Below are 16,552 nucleotides of genomic sequence, written 5' to 3' on the forward strand. Positions count from 1 at the left end.
TCTCGCCCTGATTTCAATCAAATATAACACGAAAAATCCGTTGTAAGCACTATTTTTGTATCATATACTTTTTTCAACTTAAGCGGAGCAATGAAAACCAATACTCGGTTTTTTGGGCTGCTTCGCGCCAACATCTACAAGAATAAACGTGTCGGTGTCGCGCACAGTCGACCCTGCCCAGTGTTAACCCAAACAAGTAATGTGAGGCCTAGATGAGCAAAAAGCTGCAGAGTTACGTCAACGGACAATGGCTGGAAGGCCAAGATGATGGAGTCATGGTGTACAACGCTGTGAATGGAGATGCCATCGCCAGCGTGAGCAGTAAAGGTGTCGATTTTCAGGCCGCAATCGACTACGGTCGAACTGTGGGTGGTCGTGCGTTACGCGCCATGACATCTCATGAGCGTGCCAATCGCTTGAAGGCTCTGGCCCAGCACCTGATGTCTATCAAAGACAAATTTTATGAAGTATCGGCCTGGACCGGGGCGACCAAAGCCGATAGCTGGGTCGACATCGAAGGTGGTCTCGGTACGCTATTTACCTATTCTTCATTAGTGCGTCGGGAAATGCCTAACGAAACCTTCTGGTTGGAGGACGGTGTCGAGCGTTTGTCGGCTAATGGCACTTTTCTAGGTCGTCATATTTTGGTGCCTAAAGAAGGTGTAGCGGTTCACATCAACGCCTTTAACTTTCCTTGCTGGGGCTTTCTGGAAAAAATGGCGCCGAGCATTGCTGCGGGTATGCCCGTTATTATCAAGCCTGCGACAGCGTCTTCCTACCTGACCGAAGTGATGGTGAAAGAGATTGTTGCTTCTGGAATCCTTCCTGATGGCGCCATCCAGTTAATTTGTGGCAGCGTTGGCGACACATTGGATCGTCTGAACGAGCAAGATGTTGTGACCTTTACCGGCTCCGCGTCCACTGGCCAAATGTTGCGTTCCCATCCAAACATTATCGCCAAGTCTATTCCATTTACCATGGAAGCTGATTCATTGAACTGTTGTATTTTGGGCGCGGGTGTAGAACCGGGCAGTCCAGAGTTCGATCTGTTTATTAAAGAAGTGGCTAAGGAAATGACCACCAAGGCCGGTCAAAAATGTACGGCTATCCGTCGTACTATTGTGCCTCGCAATCGTGTTGAAGCGGTGCAGGAAGCTCTGGCAAAACGTTTGGATGGCATCAAGATCGGTGACCCGGCTGCTGAAGGCGTTCGTATGGGTTCACTGGTCGGCCGTGATCAAATGAACGATGTGCGCTCTGCTGTGAATAATCTCTGTGAAGCGGCTGAGGTGGTTTATGGCGGTAACGATGATTTCGACGTAATCGGCGCGGATAAAACCAAAGGCGCCTTTTTCCCAACTACCGTGCTGTACTGTGATCAGCCATTGAATAGCGAGATTCCTCACTCTGTAGAAGCTTTTGGTCCAGTCACTACGATGATGCCTTACGACAGCACAGAAGAAGCGATTGAGCTGGCGAAAATGGGTAAAGGCAGTTTGGCCGGTTCACTGGTGACCGCAGACGACGAGGAAGCGGCCAAGGTAATTTTGAACACGGCGTCTTACCACGGTCGTATGCTGGTTCTGAATCAGGATTGTGCGAAAGAATCCACGGGTCACGGCTCACCTATGCCAACGCTGGTACACGGTGGCCCAGGTCGTGCAGGTGGCGGCGAAGAGTTGGGTGGCCTGCGTTCTGTGAAACATTATATGCAGCGTACGGCGATTCAGGCATCGCCGACGACCATGACAGCCATCACTAAAGAATTTAATCCGGGTTCTGAGCAGCTAATCGATAACGTTCATCCGTTCCGTAAGAACTTCAATGAAGTGCGTATCGGCGATACCCTGATTACCCATAAGCGCACAGTTACCGAAGCCGATATCGTTAACTTCGGTTGCATTTCCGGTGATCACTTTTACGCTCATTTTGATGAAACCGCGGTGGCGGATTCCCTGTTCGGAAAACGTGTGGCTCACGGTTATTTCATTATCAGTGCGGCCGCTGGCATGTTTGTTGATCCGGCTCCTGGCCCGGTGCTGGCCAACTACGGTTTGGAGAACCTGCGTTTCGTTGAACCCGTAGGTATCGGTGACACAATTCAGACGCGTTTGACTTGTAAGAAGAAAATCAAGAAAGACAAGCGTCCGGATGAGGATAAAGCGAATGGTGTTGTGGTTTGGGATGTGGAAGTCCGCAACCAACACGACGAGCCCGTAGCACTCTACAACATTATGACTCTGGTAGAGCGCGAAGAAGACTGATTTTCTTTTGGTTTGACTCTTTGCAACAATTCCCGCAGTAACGTTAAGCCGCGCTTTGCGCGGCTTTTTTTGTATTTAACGCATACGAATTGCGTCCATGTAACCGATCTCTCAGGAACCGTGTCTTTTAAAGATTTTAACGTTCGAGATGGGGGAGAGTAGAGGCAGGTACGCATTTCTACGTTCCACTCAACACCCCCCTGAACAAAAACGCTTCCGTTTACGCCCCGACAAAACAACCATGAAACCCAAACGGAAACTGCTCATTGGCCCAGGCGGTAGCCACGGGGCCAGCCGCGAGTTCACCAGCCTTAAACAGAGCTAATCCAGTTTGTTGTTTGTCTCGGTCGGCCAGTGTGTGCAGAACATATTCCTGGTCATTGCCGCCACGAACATACAAGGGTTCTTCAATGGTGATGTTTTCCCCGAAATCATAGTGCTCTTGCTCACCGGTCAAAGGGTGGTAACTCAATAAATAGTCTTGGTCGGCCTTGGCGCCCGGAGCGACTGGTCGACCCATGCCAATAATTGCTTGAGCTGAAAACGCCTGGCTCTCTTTGATATTGGGGAATTCCAGAGAAAGCTGACTGTGTTCCTTACGCCATTGGCCCGATTTCAGGTTGATCCGGTATAGGTTCAGTTCGCTATTGTATTGAGTCGCGTCTTTGGCGAATGCAGATTGCGGCCCAAGGCCCAGGCCCTGGTTCATGATGTCGGCATTTTTATACTCAGCCATTGAGAAGCACAGTTCATCGCCCAGCTCAAAAGCATTCCCGAAGTGGAACACAAAATTTGCCGGAATATCGATGGTTTTAAAAACACTGAGATCATTTTTATCCACCAATACGATTTCACTTTTTCCCTTTGAATCGTAGTGAAAACTGTCGAAGTAGTTTTCTCCTGCTCGATAGATATTGGCTGTGTTGACCAATATGACAAAACGCGGGCTCAGTGCAAAAGCGTGCATGTAACCCGCCTGTTGCATTGGAATGGCTTTTACGCGTTTAAGATTTGCTTTTGCGTCCAGCTGATAAATAATGGTCCGGGCTTGGCCGCCGTAAATCCAGGAACCAATATTCCACCAGTCACCATTTTCATCACGTAGAGGGTGTGCAGAGAACGGTAAGTGTTTTAAATCGTCGTTCCAGTCGACGCGGCCATAGGTTGCCAACGTATCTGGGTCAATTTCGTATGCGGAACCGGCCTCCCAAAGCGCAAACAGCTTGTTGCCCATCTTGCGCACCGAAATATTGGCGGGATTGGCCGTATCATTGTTGCGGGAAGGGCGAGGGTTTGGAGGGCTGCTGCCCAAACCGCGATACAGAAACCGACCAGCGTCTTCTTCCGCCAGATACTTATGAGTGGCAACCATTTGCGCTTGATGGAAAACCTGGCCGCCTTCCAAAGTAAAGCGCTGAATCATGCCGTCACCATCGAACAGATGACTGTGTTGAAAGCCATTGCGCTCCAGCATCGCGGGACTGTTACGGTACAGATTCCCGACCAGATCCGATGGCCACTTCCCATCCACTCGCAAGCGCGTTCTGGGAAACTGTTTGGGGACCTGATGAAACGCTTTGTCGGAATGGGTGCTGGCTAGGCCCAGGCCGGCCTTGGCTCCCAGACCAAGCGCGGAAGCGGCACCTATTTGCTGAATAAACTGACGACGATTAGGCATGGGAGGTCTCCAATTAGCGCAGATTGATGACGATGGTTTTATCCGCTTCCAACGTAAAGCTGGCCTTGTTGAACTTGGCAGGGCCAAACGCGCCAGCGTCATTCGAGAAACCGTAAGGCTCGCTGGGAATCCCCAACATGTTGCGATCCAGCTCCCGGTTGTTGTTGGCATCGTGATATAGGCTTACGGCATATTGGCCGGAATTCAGATCGTGAAAGGTAATGCGAAGGGTGTCACCGCTGATGCGTTGCTGAACATTGGCGACAGACTTGCCATCCATTTTGTTGAAATGCTCAGCCTTATCGTAAAGGCTCAGATAGGTTGTACCTGTGCTTTCTTCATAGCCCTTGATCAGCAAGGTCAACTGATGTTGGTTTTGTTCCGCCGTAGCGAACGGACTGCAGTACAGGCCCAGCAGGGTGATGATGGACGTCAGGGCTGTTGAGGTTTTGCTTAAGCTTTTCATAGTGATCTCTCCAGAGGTGAGTTGCGTGTCAGTGGTGAGCAGTATGTCTCTGGAGGAGGTTTTGCACAGTTGCCAAAAGTCATGACATCGATGGGCTGAAAACATGACTTTTGGCACCTGAGTAAAAACAGGTCTCCGCCTATAATGTTCAGCTACATTGACCCAGGCAATACCTGAGTCAATGGTAGTATTGAGATGAACGCAATAAAGCAGGAATACCATGAAGAACATGAGGATGAGTCTGGGGGAGCTGGCACTGATCGCCAGCGGTTTGCTGACCATAGTGGTGGTGGCCATTGTCGACTATAAAATCAATCCGGTTTGGGGCGTCGAGCGAGCCATCGGTTTTATGGCGTTTATGTCGGCGTTTACCTGGCTGTGTTTCCTCGAAGATTCCAAGCCGAAGCTTCTGGCACGCAGCTTGATCTGCGTACAGCTGGCCTCGACGTTTTATTTGTTTGTGGGGTTTCCCTTTGAACCCATTATGGTCCTCCTGGTGGTTTGTGCGGGGCAGATGCCTTATGTCGCTGGGCGCTACAGCCATGTCCTGCTGGTGTTGGCGAATATCCCGTTTTTTATCTATTCGAGTTTCTATTCCGAGATGCCTTTGCATACTCTGAGCCTCGTCATGTTTTTAGGCTTCCAGCTGTTTGCCGGTTCTTCCAGTCAGGCGAGAAAAGAAGCAAAGGAAAACAAAGAAGAACTGGAAGAGGTTAATCTGAAACTTCATGCCACCCAGGCTTTACTGGCGCAGCAGAGTCAGCAACAGGAGCGGCTCAGAATTGCGCGAGATTTGCACGATAGCATCGGCCATAGATTAACTGCACTGAGCTTACAGCTGGAACATGCCAAGCATCAAAACCCGGAATCATTTGAGCCCTGGAGAGCGGAACTGGGGGAGCAGGTCAAAGGGACCCTGGGGCAATTGCGCGAGATCGTTAAAGCGACACGTCAGCAAGGGGAAATAGAATTAGTTGAGGTTCTTAAACGCTTGCAAACTTCCTTGCCGGCAAACATTCAGTTGGTTTACCCCCAATCCTTGCCGGTGAATAACCCGGAGTTGGGTGAACAGCTGGCTTACTGTGTGCAAGAGGCCATCAGCAATGCCCTGAGACACGGGGGCGCTGATCGTATCGAAATCTCTAGCCCCAGCACGGCACCTTTGCAATTGAAAATCAGCGATAACGGCCGTTCAATACAGCAGTGGCAGGCTGGCAGCGGCCTCTTGGGGATGCGGGAACGACTAAAAGAATACGGTGGCTCGGTTGAGCTCAGCCCGAATGGTCGAGGCATGGATTTGAATTTAATCACAGCGGTGAATAGTTAAGATGATATCGATAGCGCTCGTAGACGATCAGGCACTCATTCGAGAAGGGGTCAGTCGTTTGTTGCAACTGAATGAGCAGTTTGAAATGTCCTGGGAAGCCAGCAATGGGCAGGAGGCATTGGAAAAACTGGCAGAACAACAGGTTGATATCATCATCAGTGATATCCGTATGCCTAAAATGGACGGCATCGCTTTTGTGCAGGCATTGCGCGACAAAGGCGATAATACTGCGATCCTGATGCTCACCACTTTCGATGAGCATCAATTGTTTATTCAAGCTCTGCGTGCCGGTGCGAATGGATTTCTGCTAAAAGACGTGAGTCTGGAAAAACTGCACAAAGCGGTTGAAACCGTTGCGGGAGGGGGCTTCCTCGCGGAACCCGAATTGTTGCAAAACGATGCTTTGCAAAGCATAGACGATGAGCAGCTAAGTCGGCCTTTGTTGCTGGAGGAACTCAGCGATAAGGAGCGCCAAATTCTGCGCTATATTGCGGCGGGTTTCAGCAATAAGGAAATTGCCGGGGCCGTATTTTTGTCGGAAGGAACTGTGAAGAATCACATTTCCACCATACTGCAAAAAATGGAGGCTCGAGATCGCACTCAGGCGGTGGTCAAGGCTTTGCGATGGAAATTGCTGGACTAGAGAAATGATACAACGGCGACGATGAATTTGCCGCCGTTGTAACAAGCTTTAAAAATCAGGCGTCGTAGCCGAAAGGGTCGTCGACAGAGTGGCTCGGCTCAGTAAACCATACCGGGCCGTTTTCACCCATATAGAAGTGGTCTTCCAGGCGTACACCAAATTCACCGGGCAAGACCAGCATGGGTTCATTGGAAAAGACCATCCCAGGGGCCAGCGGTGTTTTGTCTCCGCGCACCAGATACGGGCCTTCGTGAATGTCGATGCCACAACCGTGTCCGGTGCGGTGGGGCAAACCAGGCAGTTCATAGTCTGGGCCAAAGCCTGCGGCCTCCAGAACTTCACGGGCGGCATAGTCGCTAACTTCACAAGGTTGGCCAAGTTGCGCAGCGGCAAAGGCGGCAGCTTGTGCGTCTTTTTCAACCTGCCATGCTTGGCGTTGTCGCTCGGTGGCTTCTCCGTAAGCATAGCTGCGGGTAATGTCGGAATTATATCCTTCCACCAAACAGCCAGTGTCAATCAAAACCCAATCGTTCTCTTGTAATATCTGAGGATCTTTTACGCCATGCGGAAAGCTACTGGCCAAACCGAAAAGAACGATACAAAACGAAGAACCACTGGCACCTACTTTTTTGTGGGCTTCATTAATAAACTGGGTCACTTCCGTGGTACTGATACCAGGACGAAGGATTCGTGCGGCTGCCTTGTGCACCTCAATGGTCATATCCTTGGCGCGTTGCATCAGGGCCAGCTCAGCCTTGGATTTTTGTTGGCGACATGCCGTGCTGACGCTGTTGCCATTCACAATGTTCAGATGCGGATTGGCTTTAGCGATGGCATCGACCTGGAAAAACCCTGCGGAATCGTCAATGCCCAGTTTGCCTGAGTCGATACCGCGTTGACGCAGCACTTCACCCAATAACACATGGGGGCTTTCGTGCTCATGCCAACCATGGAAGGGGGCATCGATTAACATGAAGTCACGCAGCGAGTTCTCTTCAAAATGTGGTGCGATGTAGTGGAGTTCACCATTGGCCAATAATATTGCGCCAACCAGACGTTCGCTGGCGTACCACTTGAGACCGGTAAAGTAATAGAGATTGGTGCCCGCGTTCAAATAACAGGCAGCAACGCCTTGTTGTTGCATCAATTGGCAGGCGCGTTCTTGGCGCTGTAAGAATTCTTCTTTGGCAATCGGCGTGATATCGCCTGTCATGTTGCTGAGTTTGGCCAGTTCCGCCTCGGGGCTAGAACCTCCTACACCTATGGTCATGCTTCTCTCCGGCTATGCTTGTGTTTATCAGCTGCTTATTATTATGGCTAACGCTACAAAGGTGTAGCGGTTTTCAGGGAGCTTCCCAAAGGAGAATGCGGCAAAAAGAGTCTTTGCCGCATATAATTTGGCTTAGAGCCAGCCTTTTTGCTTGGCAATGCGAGCTGCGTCGATGCGATTGCTGGCATTGAGTTTGGCGATGGCCTCGGACAGGTAATTACGCACGGTGCCTTCTGAGAGAAACAGTTTGGCGGCAATATCAATCGTTTTCATACCTTCGCCCGCCAGGCGGAGCGCCTTACGTTCTTTGTCGCTGAGTGGGTCATTATCACCCAGGGCGCTCAGAGCGAGTTCCGGGTCGATTACGGTTTTGCCTTGCATAATCTGCTTGATGGCTGTGAGCAGAGAATCTGACGGTGCCTCCTTTAGAATAAAGCCGCCAACACCGGCTTCAATTGCGCGGCGAATGTAACCGGCACGAGAAAAAGTGGTCATAATGGCGGTTTTCACATGGGGGTAATCCTGGCGTATTTTTTCCGCCAACTCCAAGCCGGTCATGTTGGGCATTTCAATATCACTGAGCACTAAGTCAGGTTGCTTTTCTTCGATCATAGCCAAGGCCTGTACGCCGTCTTCAGCTTGATCGACAACCTCCAGGCCCTCTTCGAGTTGCAAGAGGGCACTGATGGCTCCGCGAACCAGAGCCTGGTCTTCTACAATTAACACCTTGGTCATACTAAGCCTCTTGATCTGCAAATTCTTTGCAGATGGAAATCAGTGTGCCTTCGGCACCGTGTTGAATTTGGTATTCGGCGCCGACCTGAGCACAGCGGTCTTTCATTCCTGATATCCCATTGCCTTCGAGAATGTGGCTGGCGTTGCCGTTATCCCAGATATTCAAGATGATCTTGGAATGTTGATAATCCAATGTCAGATGAGCCCGGTTGCCCTCGCTGTGGCGTAGAATATTGGTGCTGCCTTCCTTGAGCAACAGGATCAAGGTGGTTTCTATTTCGGGGCTGAGCGAATGTTCTACAGGCAGATTATTCTCGCACTCAGCGGTGAAGCCCGCGCTGCGCAAACGTTCACACATCACGTTGAGTTCAGCGCTTATGCCGGTTTTTTTCAGCCCGGAAACACTTTCACGGACTTCACTCAAGGCACTTCGGCTGAGTTGAGCAACGTCGGATATCTCCTTCATCGCATTGTCTTGCTGGCCGGCGTGAATTAATTTTTCCGCCAGCTCGGCCTTCAAAGCAATGCTGGATAAGCTGTGGCCTAATAAATCATGCAGGTCGCGGCTGATACGCTCGCGTTCTGCAATGGTGGCCAATTGCTGAATCTGTTCTTGATCTCGCGCTTCACTGAGTCGATGCTGCAGATCTTTCCGAACAAACGCCGCATTAATAAACAGGGCAATGCTCAGGAAGATCGCGATGCCCAAAAACATTGTGTCGTAATTGCGCAGATAAACAAAGCCAAGCACCTCGATGACAATGGCGAATACTAACAGCCAAACCCCTTTCTTAAAGGGGAAGTAATACGCGGCTAAAAACATCGCAAAGCCAAACAGGGCATTACTTCCGGGTGTGAAGGCTGTGAGGACAAAGCAACACAGTAAAATAGCCAAGATCGGATAAATGGCGTTACTGGTATCAGATTTCAAACCCCAAAAGTAAAGCCCCAGAAAAATCGCATAACCCACCAGTATCGTCACCCAATCAGTGATAACCATGGAGTTCATGGACATCACAGCGGGTAGAAAATAAAACAGGGAAAACAACAAGGAAATGAAATTCCACTTTTGTGCTCGTGGTGCCATGAGGGGAGGCATATAGTTGCTGAAGGTGGGATTGCTGGACATGTGTATTCCTTGTATTAGGCGGTGATTTTTAGCGATTGCGGCCCTGCTGTAAAGCACCCCGTATGTCACAGGGTGCTATGAGGCTTGAATTTTTGCTGGCTTTACTGATGTTTTTGGATCAGTGAGTTGGCCCAATGGTAGTCCGGTTCGATTGCAACTGCAGATCGCCAGTCGTTCAGGGCTTTACCGCTTTCCCCCAATTCCATTTGCGCCAAACCGCGCCATACATAGGCTTCGGCCAGGCCCCAGTGGTAACCGGAAGACTGATCACTGGTGTATTGATGAATAGCGGTGCTCAATGATTTGATCGCACTGGTTTTGCTGCCACCGAATACGGCCGGAGAAAAATAATCGCTCACACCTGATACCAGATTCACTCTTGGGTTTTCCGGCGCCAGTGCTTTGGCTTTGGCCAGGCTCTTACCCGCTTTAGGTCCGTAGTACATCCCTTTCATTGGGTTAAATCCGATCTTGGTACCATAAATGTGGCTAAGCAAGGCCCAGGCTTCGGCGTTATTCGGTTCGGATTCAGTCAGCGCTTCCATGGATTCCATGGCGGTATCAAGTGCATCCTCCGCGGCATCGTTATCGGCTTTCAGGTTGTAACTGATGGCCAAACGATAATGGGCTAATGCGCTGTCGTAAGTGTCTGGGGAATGGCTTAGAGCTTCCAAACGGTCCGTGTCCAGTTGACGCGCAGCGTCTTCGATATCGTTAATGGTCGCCTGGTCTGCCAGAACACTGATGCTGAAGACGCTGATGATAGTGGCCAAGATGTGCTTTTTCATAATGATCTCCCGAGGGCTGTTGTTTAATGTGAGATCAGTATGGCGAATGGGCGGTGGAATTTTTAGAGAGCTTTGTCAGGACTTTCGGATGACAAATGTCATTGGTGTAGGGTTTGAGTCTGGTGGTAATTGGCGGAAAAAGTGGAATGGGCGAAACAAGAGCAAAGAAAAAGGCGGGTGATGACCCGCCCGTGATGGTGGTTTAGCTGGCCGCTTTCATTGCTGGTGGGTTAATGAAACGCTGTTCAGCAACCTGGTCAGCGACAATATTAGTGGGCAGTCCCTGCTCCTGAGCGCGGCCAAAGATTTCTTCCAGAGTGTGGGCAATGGTGTCCACATGGGCCAGCATTTCTTCGCGACTCTTGTTTTCACGTTGGTAGGCGATATCGATAATACCTCCTGCATTGAGAACATAATCGGGTGTGTAAAGAATGCCGTTTTCCAATAGGGTTTCGGCGACCTGAGCTTGGGCCAGCTGATTATTGGCTGCACCTGCGATCACCTTGGCTTTCAGTTCCTGAACGGTGTCTTGATTGATGCTGCCACCCAGAGCGCACGGGGCGAAGACATCGGCTTCAACGCTATAAATTTCAGTGGGTGCGACAATGCGCGCGCCCAGCTGTTCGGCGGCACGTTCACTGTTTTGTACGAAGATATCACTGACAATCAGTTCCGCACCGGCTTCCTTCAAATGGCGGGCGAGATGGAAGCCCACATTTCCGACACCTTGAAGAGCAACCGTGAGGCCATTAAGGTCATTTTGGTTAAAACGGTGTTTCACTGCGGCTTTCAGGCCAACAAACGTGCCGTATGCGGTCGTGGGCGAAGGATCACCACCGTGTTCACCTTCTGGGTTAATACCAGCCACATAGTCGGTGCTGCGAGAAATGATTTCCATGTCTGGCACACTGGTGCCGGAATCTTCTGCGGTGATGTAAGCACCGGACAAGCCATTGATGTACTCACCCAACGCCAGCAACATGCTCTCGCTTTTGTCCTGACGAGGATCGCCAATAATCACACACTTACCGCCACCGAGCTGTAAACCCGCAACGGCGGATTTATAGGTCATGCCTTTTGATAGACGCAGCACATCAGTCAGAGCATGTTGGAACGAGGCATAAGGCCACATGCGGCAGCCGCCCAGAGCAGGGCCCAGATTGGTATTGTGAATGGCTACAATAGCCTGTAATCCAGATGCGGGGTGGTTAAAAAATGCCACCTGTTCGTGTTGGTCAAAATCTGGATGGTCAAAAACTGACATAGTCTCGCCTCGGTCTTCTCAATATTTCTTCTTGTTGGGCGTATTTTGCGCCCTTGAACCGCCCAATATAGTCCGATTGCCATGTAAAATTTATGCCTTTATTTATCGAAATTGCACTTTTGGTGAATTATTTATACTCATATTGTCTTTTTTGGGTATAAAATATTCTCGCAATTGTCGGGGTATTTTATGGGAGGTAGAAACTGTGAATCTGGATAAAATTGATCGCAAAATTCTTAAATTGATTCAGCGGGACGCGAGTCTGACGGCATCCGAAATCGCTGAGCAGGTGAATCTTTCCCAGCCGCCGTGTTGGCGCCGGATTAAACGCTTGGAAGATGAGGGGTATATACGGGCACGCGTGGGCCTCTTGAACCGACAAAAGCTGGGTTTGAATACCGTGATCTATACCGAGGTGAAGCTGACGGCGAATGGTCGTCAGGAGTTGCACGCCTTTGAAGAGCGCATCCGCGGAGTTCCCGAGGTCACCGAATGTTATGTGATGCTTGGGCGAGTGGATTTTCTGCTTTGTATCGTGACCAAAGACATGGAGCACTACGAGCGGCTGTATCGTGATGTGTTGTCCCAACTGCCGGGTGTGCAGGAATTTAACTCCAGTGTGGCAATGAGTGAGATTAAACTGAGCACGGAGTTACCCTTGGACGCGATTTAACCTCCTAAGAAGCCGAAAGGATGCGGTAGCTTGCTTGTTGTTTGCACCCGATGCAGCCTGTGACTCAACGTCACTTGTTTTCGTGCGGCCTTGCATGATTCAAGCGGCTCTGCAAGTTACCGACATGCAATTCCAATTGGTAGCCGTCCGGATCAAGAAAATAGATTGAGTCGCCTTCGCTTTTATTGGCTTGCCATTCCTGGATGTTGGCTTGCTGAAGTTTGGTTTTCCAGTGCTCAAAGTCTTTCTGCTGAATCGAGAACGCGATATGGGTGTAGCCCTGTTGAGACGTTTGGTAGCTCGGCTTTTCGATCAAGCAAAACCAGAGTTGACCAGCACTGAAGTAAGCACCGCCGGGCCATTGATGTTCCAGTGTCATGCCCAGCAGGTTTTGGTAAAAGTTGATCGATTGAGCCAGACTCGAGCAGCTCAAGGTAATGTGGTTGAGTCCCTGAATCATAATGCGCTCGGTGTGTGACCCTGTAAAACCTGACTGAAAACCGGGCGATCAATATTGGCTCCGGTCACAATCAAACCGATTTTCTTTCCGGCCTGCTGTTCTCGCTCCTGTCTCAGGGCGGCGAGTGCCGCCGCACCAGCGCCTTCAGCCAGTGTGTGGCAACTTGAAAACAGTTGTCTCTGCGCAGCGGCCACTTCATCATCGCTGACGCTCACAATACGGTCGGCGCCTTGTTGAATAATGGCCATTGCTTCTGCTTGAGGTTCGCGACAAGCCATGCCGTCAGCATAGGTAATGGCCGAGTCAGTAGGGATAATGCGTTTTTGTTCGAAGGATTGTTTGATTGCATCCGCGCCCGTCGACACCACGCCAACAACCTTTGTATTCAGCTGTAAAAGGTCACGCACTGTGATGACGCCGCAGATTCCTGAACCCATTCCAATCGGTACATACACCGTATCGAACGTCTGGCTTTGGAACATTTCCAGAGCATAGCTTGCAACGCCCAGAACCAGATTCTTGTGAAAGGAGGGCACCATATGCCACGCTCTTTCATGGGCCAACTGTTCCGCGATTTTACGGGATTCATCAAAGTCTTTGCCGGCGAGAAGCAACTCGGCTCCAAACGCTTCCATTGCGGCGTTCTTTTCTCGTGAGTTGCCTTCCGGCGCCACAATCAGTGTTTGCAAACCGACTTGACTGGCGGCGAGAGCGATGGATTGCCCATGGTTACCACGGGTTGCTGACACTACTCCTTTCAACTCGGGCTGCTGTTGGCTCAGGGCCTGCATGTACACCAAACCTCCGCGGACTTTAAAGGCCCCCGTTGGATTATGATTTTCATGTTTAAGGTGTAATTCGCAGCCCAGCTCCTGGCTTAACAATGGCCAATGTCGGCAGGGGCTCGGCATCATGTGTTGATAAATCTGGGGTAACACCGCTTCCAAAGCCGGCAGATCAAACAATGCGGTCATAGTGGCCTCGCGTATTGCGCGTTCCTTTTTATTCTTCGTAAGAACGCGTTGTAGCACGAGCGGAGGCCGGGGCCAAGGCTAATTTCCCAGCATCAGGCCGACTTTGAAATGGCCAGCGTAGGTTTCGGGTTACTGCAGTCGCCTTGTTGAGCGCAGTTTCGGCCAGCTTGTTTGGCTTTATACATCGCAGCATCAGCGCGATGTAACATGGTATCGAGATCATAATGGTGGCCGCAATCTACCCAGCCGATACTGACGGTGTAGGGAATGCGATTTCGACGTTCCACAAAATCATGCTGGGCCACTCGCTCACAAATTTCATCGAGAAAATGCTGGCACTGCTCCGGGGTCATGTTGGGCATCAGTAAGACAAATTCTTCGCCACCGTATCGCACGAAGGTATCAGTTTTACGAATTCTGGCGTCAATGGTTTTGCAGAAGTGTTGCAGTATTCGATCGCCAATCTGGTGGCCGAAGTTATCGTTGATTTTCTTGAAATGATCGATGTCCATTAACGCAAGGCAAACTTTATTCCCGTGGCGGCGATGGTATTGTAAAAATTGCGGTCCGAATTCCGAGAGGTATTTGCGATTGCAGATTCGGGTCAAGTGATCTTTCATCGAGAGGTCGACCAGTTGCCTATGGTACTGAATAAAGCGCCAATTGATGGTGATAAAAATAGCGAAAATCAATAGGGCATTTAAGCCTAGGATCAAGGGTAAAGACTTGGCCAGGCTTTCTTCACGTTGATGAAGATTATGCAGGTTTTTCGCAAGACGCTTGTTTACCACGATTAAAAACTGATCGATAGGGGCCATGATGCTGTGTTTGGCTTCTTTGTACTTTTCGCCGAACAATAAGGCCTTGGCGGCCTCCTGGTCGGAGGGGGCCAGTGCAAAGGCGTCGCGCTCTATCATAGCCAGTTTGTCGGATTGGGTTTTAGCCAAGTGCAAAAGTGCGAATTCAGCTTCGCTATAGGGCATGGAGGCCATGATGTCCAACAGAGCAATGCCTTCCTGTTGGCCGTGACGAGCGGCTCGCTCATCTTCATTCAAGTTCCAGTACGTTGCATGGTAATCCTGTGGTCGAGGTTCGACTCCATTGCGAATGGCCAGTACCTGTTCAAAGGCGCGCAGATACTCCGGATTTCCCGTCACAACATAATTCTGAGCGAACAGGGTCAGCTGGTCTGAGCTTTGCTGCAGTTCATTGGCCAGGGCAACCATATCAAAGCGGTTGTTTTCCAGGCGGGCAATGTCGTGGGTGAGGCGATAAAAGTCATTGATCAGATAGCCGCTGTAAGCCAGCAATCCCAGCAAAATGGCCTGTAAACCATAGAAATAGCGATGAAAACCTGCGGAAAACTTCATTGATATCCTGTCCTTGAATCCATGGGGTTGCTCGTTACGGCGTAGGCAAAACCCTCTCTGTTCATAACGGCGCCAGTTCGCTTTTTTTGAGTGACTCATTCGTCAATATAAGGTTTTAGGATGAGCGGTCAGGGCTTGGTCAATAATGGGGGTAAGCCTCGCTGGTAGTGGTGGCCGGGCAGATTTGCTTGATGCGTCGGTAAATCCCTGAATTGTTGGGTTCGAAGGGGCTGCTGCCCTAGAGTTGGCGGGGGGCTTGGGGTACAATTCGCGCCTTTCAAATTGCCCGAATTGACCCCTTAAACCTGTGGATGGGGCCTTGGGCAGGCATTAACGAACAGAATCAGTGGCATTTATGGAAATCAATCCAATTATTAATCAGTTGAAAGACCTGCAAACGCGTACCGATACGCTTAGGGGGTATCTTTGACTATGATCACAAGAAAGAACGCCTGGATGAAGTAGAGCTGTTGCTCGGAGAACCGGATGTCTGGAACGACCAGGAAAAAGCCCAAGAGCTGGGCCGTGAGCGCTCTTCTCTGGAGGCCGTTGTAGAAACAATCGATACTCTCGACGGTGGTATCGCCGACGCCCACGAGCTGTTGGAAATGGCCGTGGAAGAAGAGGATGAGGATACCGTTGCTGAAGTTGAATCCGAGATTGAGGGTCTGAATAAACATCTGGCCAAGCTCGAGTTCCGTCGTATGTTTTCTGGTGAAATGGATCCGAATAATGCCTATTTGGATATCCAGTCGGGTTCCGGTGGTACTGAAGCTCAGGACTGGGCGGAGATGGTCCTGCGCATGTATTTGCGATGGGGGGAAGCAAAGGGTTTCAAAACCACACTGGAAGAAGCTTCCGCGGGCGATGTAGCGGGTATCAAATCAGCGACTATTCGCTTTGAAGGCGAATACGCTTTCGGTTGGCTGAGAACCGAAACCGGCGTACACCGTCTAGTGCGGAAATCGCCGTTTGATTCTGGCAATCGTCGTCACACGTCGTTTTGTTCTGTATTTGTGTCCCCGGAAATTGATGACAATATCGAGATTGATATCAACCCTGCGGATGTTCGTACCGATACCTACCGCGCCTCTGGTGCAGGTGGTCAGCACGTCAACAAAACCGACTCGGCTGTTCGTTTAACCCACGAACCCACGGGTATTGTGGCGGAATGTCAGAGTCAACGTTCTCAACATAAAAACCGCGATCAAGCCTGGAAGATGTTGCGTGCAAAATTGTACGAACAGGAAATGCTCAAACGCAATGAAGAAAAGCAGGCGGCGGAAGACAGCAAAGCTGATATTGGGTGGGGCAGCCAAATTCGATCCTATGTACTTGATGATCAGCGTATCAAGGATTTGCGTACCAGTGTGCAGACCAGTAACTGTCAATCCGTATTAGACGGTAATCTGGACCAGTTTATCGAGGCCAGCTTGAAGGCCGGCCTGTAAGCGACAGGTCACAATGATCGGTGTCGCACCCTATTTTACTTTTTATAGATTTATTTCTAC

The 16,552-nt window shown here is 50.3% G+C and carries 15 protein-coding genes; 5 read left to right on the forward strand and 10 right to left on the reverse strand.

Annotated features, from left to right (window positions below):
- Positions 1 to 212 precede the first annotated feature (212 nt).
- Positions 213 to 2,264 carry a phenylacetic acid degradation bifunctional protein PaaZ gene (gene paaZ / locus ABWW03_RS15575; RefSeq protein WP_353409758.1) on the forward strand — a complete coding sequence of 684 codons (2,052 nt, stop codon included), beginning with the start codon at positions 213 to 215 and terminating at the stop codon, positions 2,262 to 2,264.
- A gap of 220 nt (positions 2,265 to 2,484) precedes the next feature.
- Here the strand turns inward: paaZ and ABWW03_RS15580 are convergent, their stop codons facing one another.
- Both ABWW03_RS15580 and ABWW03_RS15585 read right to left on the reverse strand, forming a co-directional pair.
- Positions 2,485 to 3,942, reverse strand: coding sequence for a carotenoid oxygenase family protein (locus ABWW03_RS15580; protein WP_353409760.1), 1,458 nt, complete (start codon positions 3,940 to 3,942; stop codon positions 2,485 to 2,487).
- Between the two features lie 13 nt (positions 3,943 to 3,955).
- Complete coding sequence (locus ABWW03_RS15585) at positions 3,956 to 4,408, reverse strand: DUF2141 domain-containing protein (protein ID WP_353409762.1); 453 nt, start codon at positions 4,406 to 4,408, stop codon at positions 3,956 to 3,958.
- 220 nt (positions 4,409 to 4,628) lie between these two features.
- On the opposite strand from ABWW03_RS15585, the gene ABWW03_RS15590 reads away from it, so the two are divergent.
- Positions 4,629 to 5,735 carry a sensor histidine kinase gene (locus tag ABWW03_RS15590; protein WP_353409764.1) on the forward strand — a complete coding sequence of 369 codons (1,107 nt, stop codon included), beginning with the start codon at positions 4,629 to 4,631 and terminating at the stop codon, positions 5,733 to 5,735.
- A 1-nt stretch (position 5,736) separates the two neighbouring features.
- Positions 5,737 to 6,378, forward strand: a complete 642-nt coding sequence (locus ABWW03_RS15595; protein ID WP_353409766.1) for a response regulator transcription factor — start codon at positions 5,737 to 5,739, stop codon at positions 6,376 to 6,378.
- Between the two features lie 55 nt (positions 6,379 to 6,433).
- On the opposite strand, the gene ABWW03_RS15600 is transcribed toward ABWW03_RS15595, so the two are convergent.
- The 5 genes from ABWW03_RS15600 to ABWW03_RS15620 all read right to left on the reverse strand — a co-directional run bounded on the left by ABWW03_RS15600 (position 6,434) and on the right by ABWW03_RS15620 (position 11,564).
- Positions 6,434 to 7,648, reverse strand: a complete 1,215-nt coding sequence (locus ABWW03_RS15600; RefSeq protein ID WP_353409768.1) for a M24 family metallopeptidase — start codon at positions 7,646 to 7,648, stop codon at positions 6,434 to 6,436.
- Positions 7,649 to 7,780: 132 nt separating this feature from the next.
- Positions 7,781 to 8,383 (reverse strand): response regulator transcription factor, encoded by a 603-nt coding sequence (locus ABWW03_RS15605; RefSeq protein ID WP_353409770.1) that lies wholly within the window; start codon positions 8,381 to 8,383, stop codon positions 7,781 to 7,783.
- A gap of 1 nt (position 8,384) precedes the next feature.
- Positions 8,385 to 9,512, reverse strand: a complete 1,128-nt coding sequence (locus ABWW03_RS15610) for a sensor histidine kinase (protein ID WP_353409772.1) — start codon at positions 9,510 to 9,512, stop codon at positions 8,385 to 8,387.
- A 101-nt stretch (positions 9,513 to 9,613) separates the two neighbouring features.
- A complete protein-coding gene (locus ABWW03_RS15615; protein WP_353409774.1) occupies positions 9,614 to 10,300 on the reverse strand; it encodes a tetratricopeptide repeat protein in 687 nt (228 codons plus the stop codon).
- Positions 10,301 to 10,502: 202 nt separating this feature from the next.
- Positions 10,503 to 11,564 carry a Glu/Leu/Phe/Val dehydrogenase dimerization domain-containing protein gene (locus tag ABWW03_RS15620; RefSeq protein WP_353409776.1) on the reverse strand — a complete coding sequence of 354 codons (1,062 nt, stop codon included), beginning with the start codon at positions 11,562 to 11,564 and terminating at the stop codon, positions 10,503 to 10,505.
- A 205-nt stretch (positions 11,565 to 11,769) separates the two neighbouring features.
- Between ABWW03_RS15620 and ABWW03_RS15625 the strand changes: the two genes are divergently transcribed.
- Complete coding sequence (locus tag ABWW03_RS15625; protein WP_353409778.1) at positions 11,770 to 12,237, forward strand: Lrp/AsnC family transcriptional regulator; 468 nt, start codon at positions 11,770 to 11,772, stop codon at positions 12,235 to 12,237.
- Positions 12,238 to 12,307: 70 nt separating this feature from the next.
- Here ABWW03_RS15625 and ABWW03_RS15630 read toward each other — a convergent pair whose 3' ends face one another.
- The 3 genes from ABWW03_RS15630 to ABWW03_RS15640 form a co-directional block, all read right to left on the reverse strand.
- Entirely contained in the window at positions 12,308 to 12,697 is a 390-nt protein-coding gene (locus ABWW03_RS15630) for a VOC family protein (RefSeq protein WP_353409780.1), read from the reverse strand.
- On the reverse strand, positions 12,694 to 13,671 hold the full coding sequence (locus tag ABWW03_RS15635) for a threonine dehydratase (RefSeq protein ID WP_353409782.1): 978 nt from the start codon (positions 13,669 to 13,671) through the stop codon (positions 12,694 to 12,696). The genes ABWW03_RS15630 and ABWW03_RS15635 overlap by 4 nt, the downstream gene beginning before the upstream one ends.
- Positions 13,672 to 13,763: 92 nt before the next feature.
- A complete protein-coding gene (locus ABWW03_RS15640; protein ID WP_353409784.1) occupies positions 13,764 to 15,041 on the reverse strand; it encodes a GGDEF domain-containing protein in 1,278 nt (425 codons plus the stop codon).
- 355 nt (positions 15,042 to 15,396) lie between these two features.
- Between ABWW03_RS15640 and prfB the strand changes: the two genes are divergently transcribed.
- A protein-coding gene (gene prfB, locus ABWW03_RS15645) for a peptide chain release factor 2 (protein ID WP_353409786.1) occupies positions 15,397 to 16,492 on the forward strand; the annotation gives its coding sequence in 2 pieces (ribosomal slippage) (positions 15,397 to 15,468 and positions 15,470 to 16,492; 1,095 coding nt in all).
- The last annotated feature ends 60 nt before the right edge of the window (positions 16,493 to 16,552 follow it).

This window comes from Pseudoteredinibacter isoporae, assembly GCF_040372805.1.
Classification (GTDB): Bacteria; Pseudomonadota; Gammaproteobacteria; order Pseudomonadales; family Cellvibrionaceae; genus Pseudoteredinibacter; species Pseudoteredinibacter isoporae_A.

Excerpts from the sequence above, each read along its gene's own strand:
- ABWW03_RS15590 (WP_353409764.1), top strand. The coding sequence starts at position 4,629 with ATGAAGAACATGAGGATGAGTCTGGGGGAGCTGGCACTGATCGCCAGC.
- paaZ (WP_353409758.1), top strand. The coding sequence starts at position 213 with ATGAGCAAAAAGCTGCAGAGTTACGTCAACGGACAATGGCTGGAAGGC.
- ABWW03_RS15580 (WP_353409760.1), bottom strand. The coding sequence starts at position 3,942 with ATGCCTAATCGTCGTCAGTTTATTCAGCAAATAGGTGCCGCTTCCGCG.
- ABWW03_RS15640 (WP_353409784.1), bottom strand. The coding sequence starts at position 15,041 with ATGAAGTTTTCCGCAGGTTTTCATCGCTATTTCTATGGTTTACAGGCC.
- ABWW03_RS15605 (WP_353409770.1), bottom strand. The coding sequence starts at position 8,383 with ATGACCAAGGTGTTAATTGTAGAAGACCAGGCTCTGGTTCGCGGAGCC.
- ABWW03_RS15615 (WP_353409774.1), bottom strand. The coding sequence starts at position 10,300 with ATGAAAAAGCACATCTTGGCCACTATCATCAGCGTCTTCAGCATCAGT.
- ABWW03_RS15620 (WP_353409776.1), bottom strand. The coding sequence starts at position 11,564 with ATGTCAGTTTTTGACCATCCAGATTTTGACCAACACGAACAGGTGGCA.
- ABWW03_RS15585 (WP_353409762.1), bottom strand. The coding sequence starts at position 4,408 with ATGAAAAGCTTAAGCAAAACCTCAACAGCCCTGACGTCCATCATCACC.
- ABWW03_RS15595 (WP_353409766.1), top strand. The coding sequence starts at position 5,737 with ATGATATCGATAGCGCTCGTAGACGATCAGGCACTCATTCGAGAAGGG.
- ABWW03_RS15630 (WP_353409780.1), bottom strand. The coding sequence starts at position 12,697 with ATGATTCAGGGACTCAACCACATTACCTTGAGCTGCTCGAGTCTGGCT.
- ABWW03_RS15635 (WP_353409782.1), bottom strand. The coding sequence starts at position 13,671 with ATGACCGCATTGTTTGATCTGCCGGCTTTGGAAGCGGTGTTACCCCAG.
- ABWW03_RS15600 (WP_353409768.1), bottom strand. The coding sequence starts at position 7,648 with ATGACCATAGGTGTAGGAGGTTCTAGCCCCGAGGCGGAACTGGCCAAA.
- ABWW03_RS15610 (WP_353409772.1), bottom strand. The coding sequence starts at position 9,512 with ATGTCCAGCAATCCCACCTTCAGCAACTATATGCCTCCCCTCATGGCA.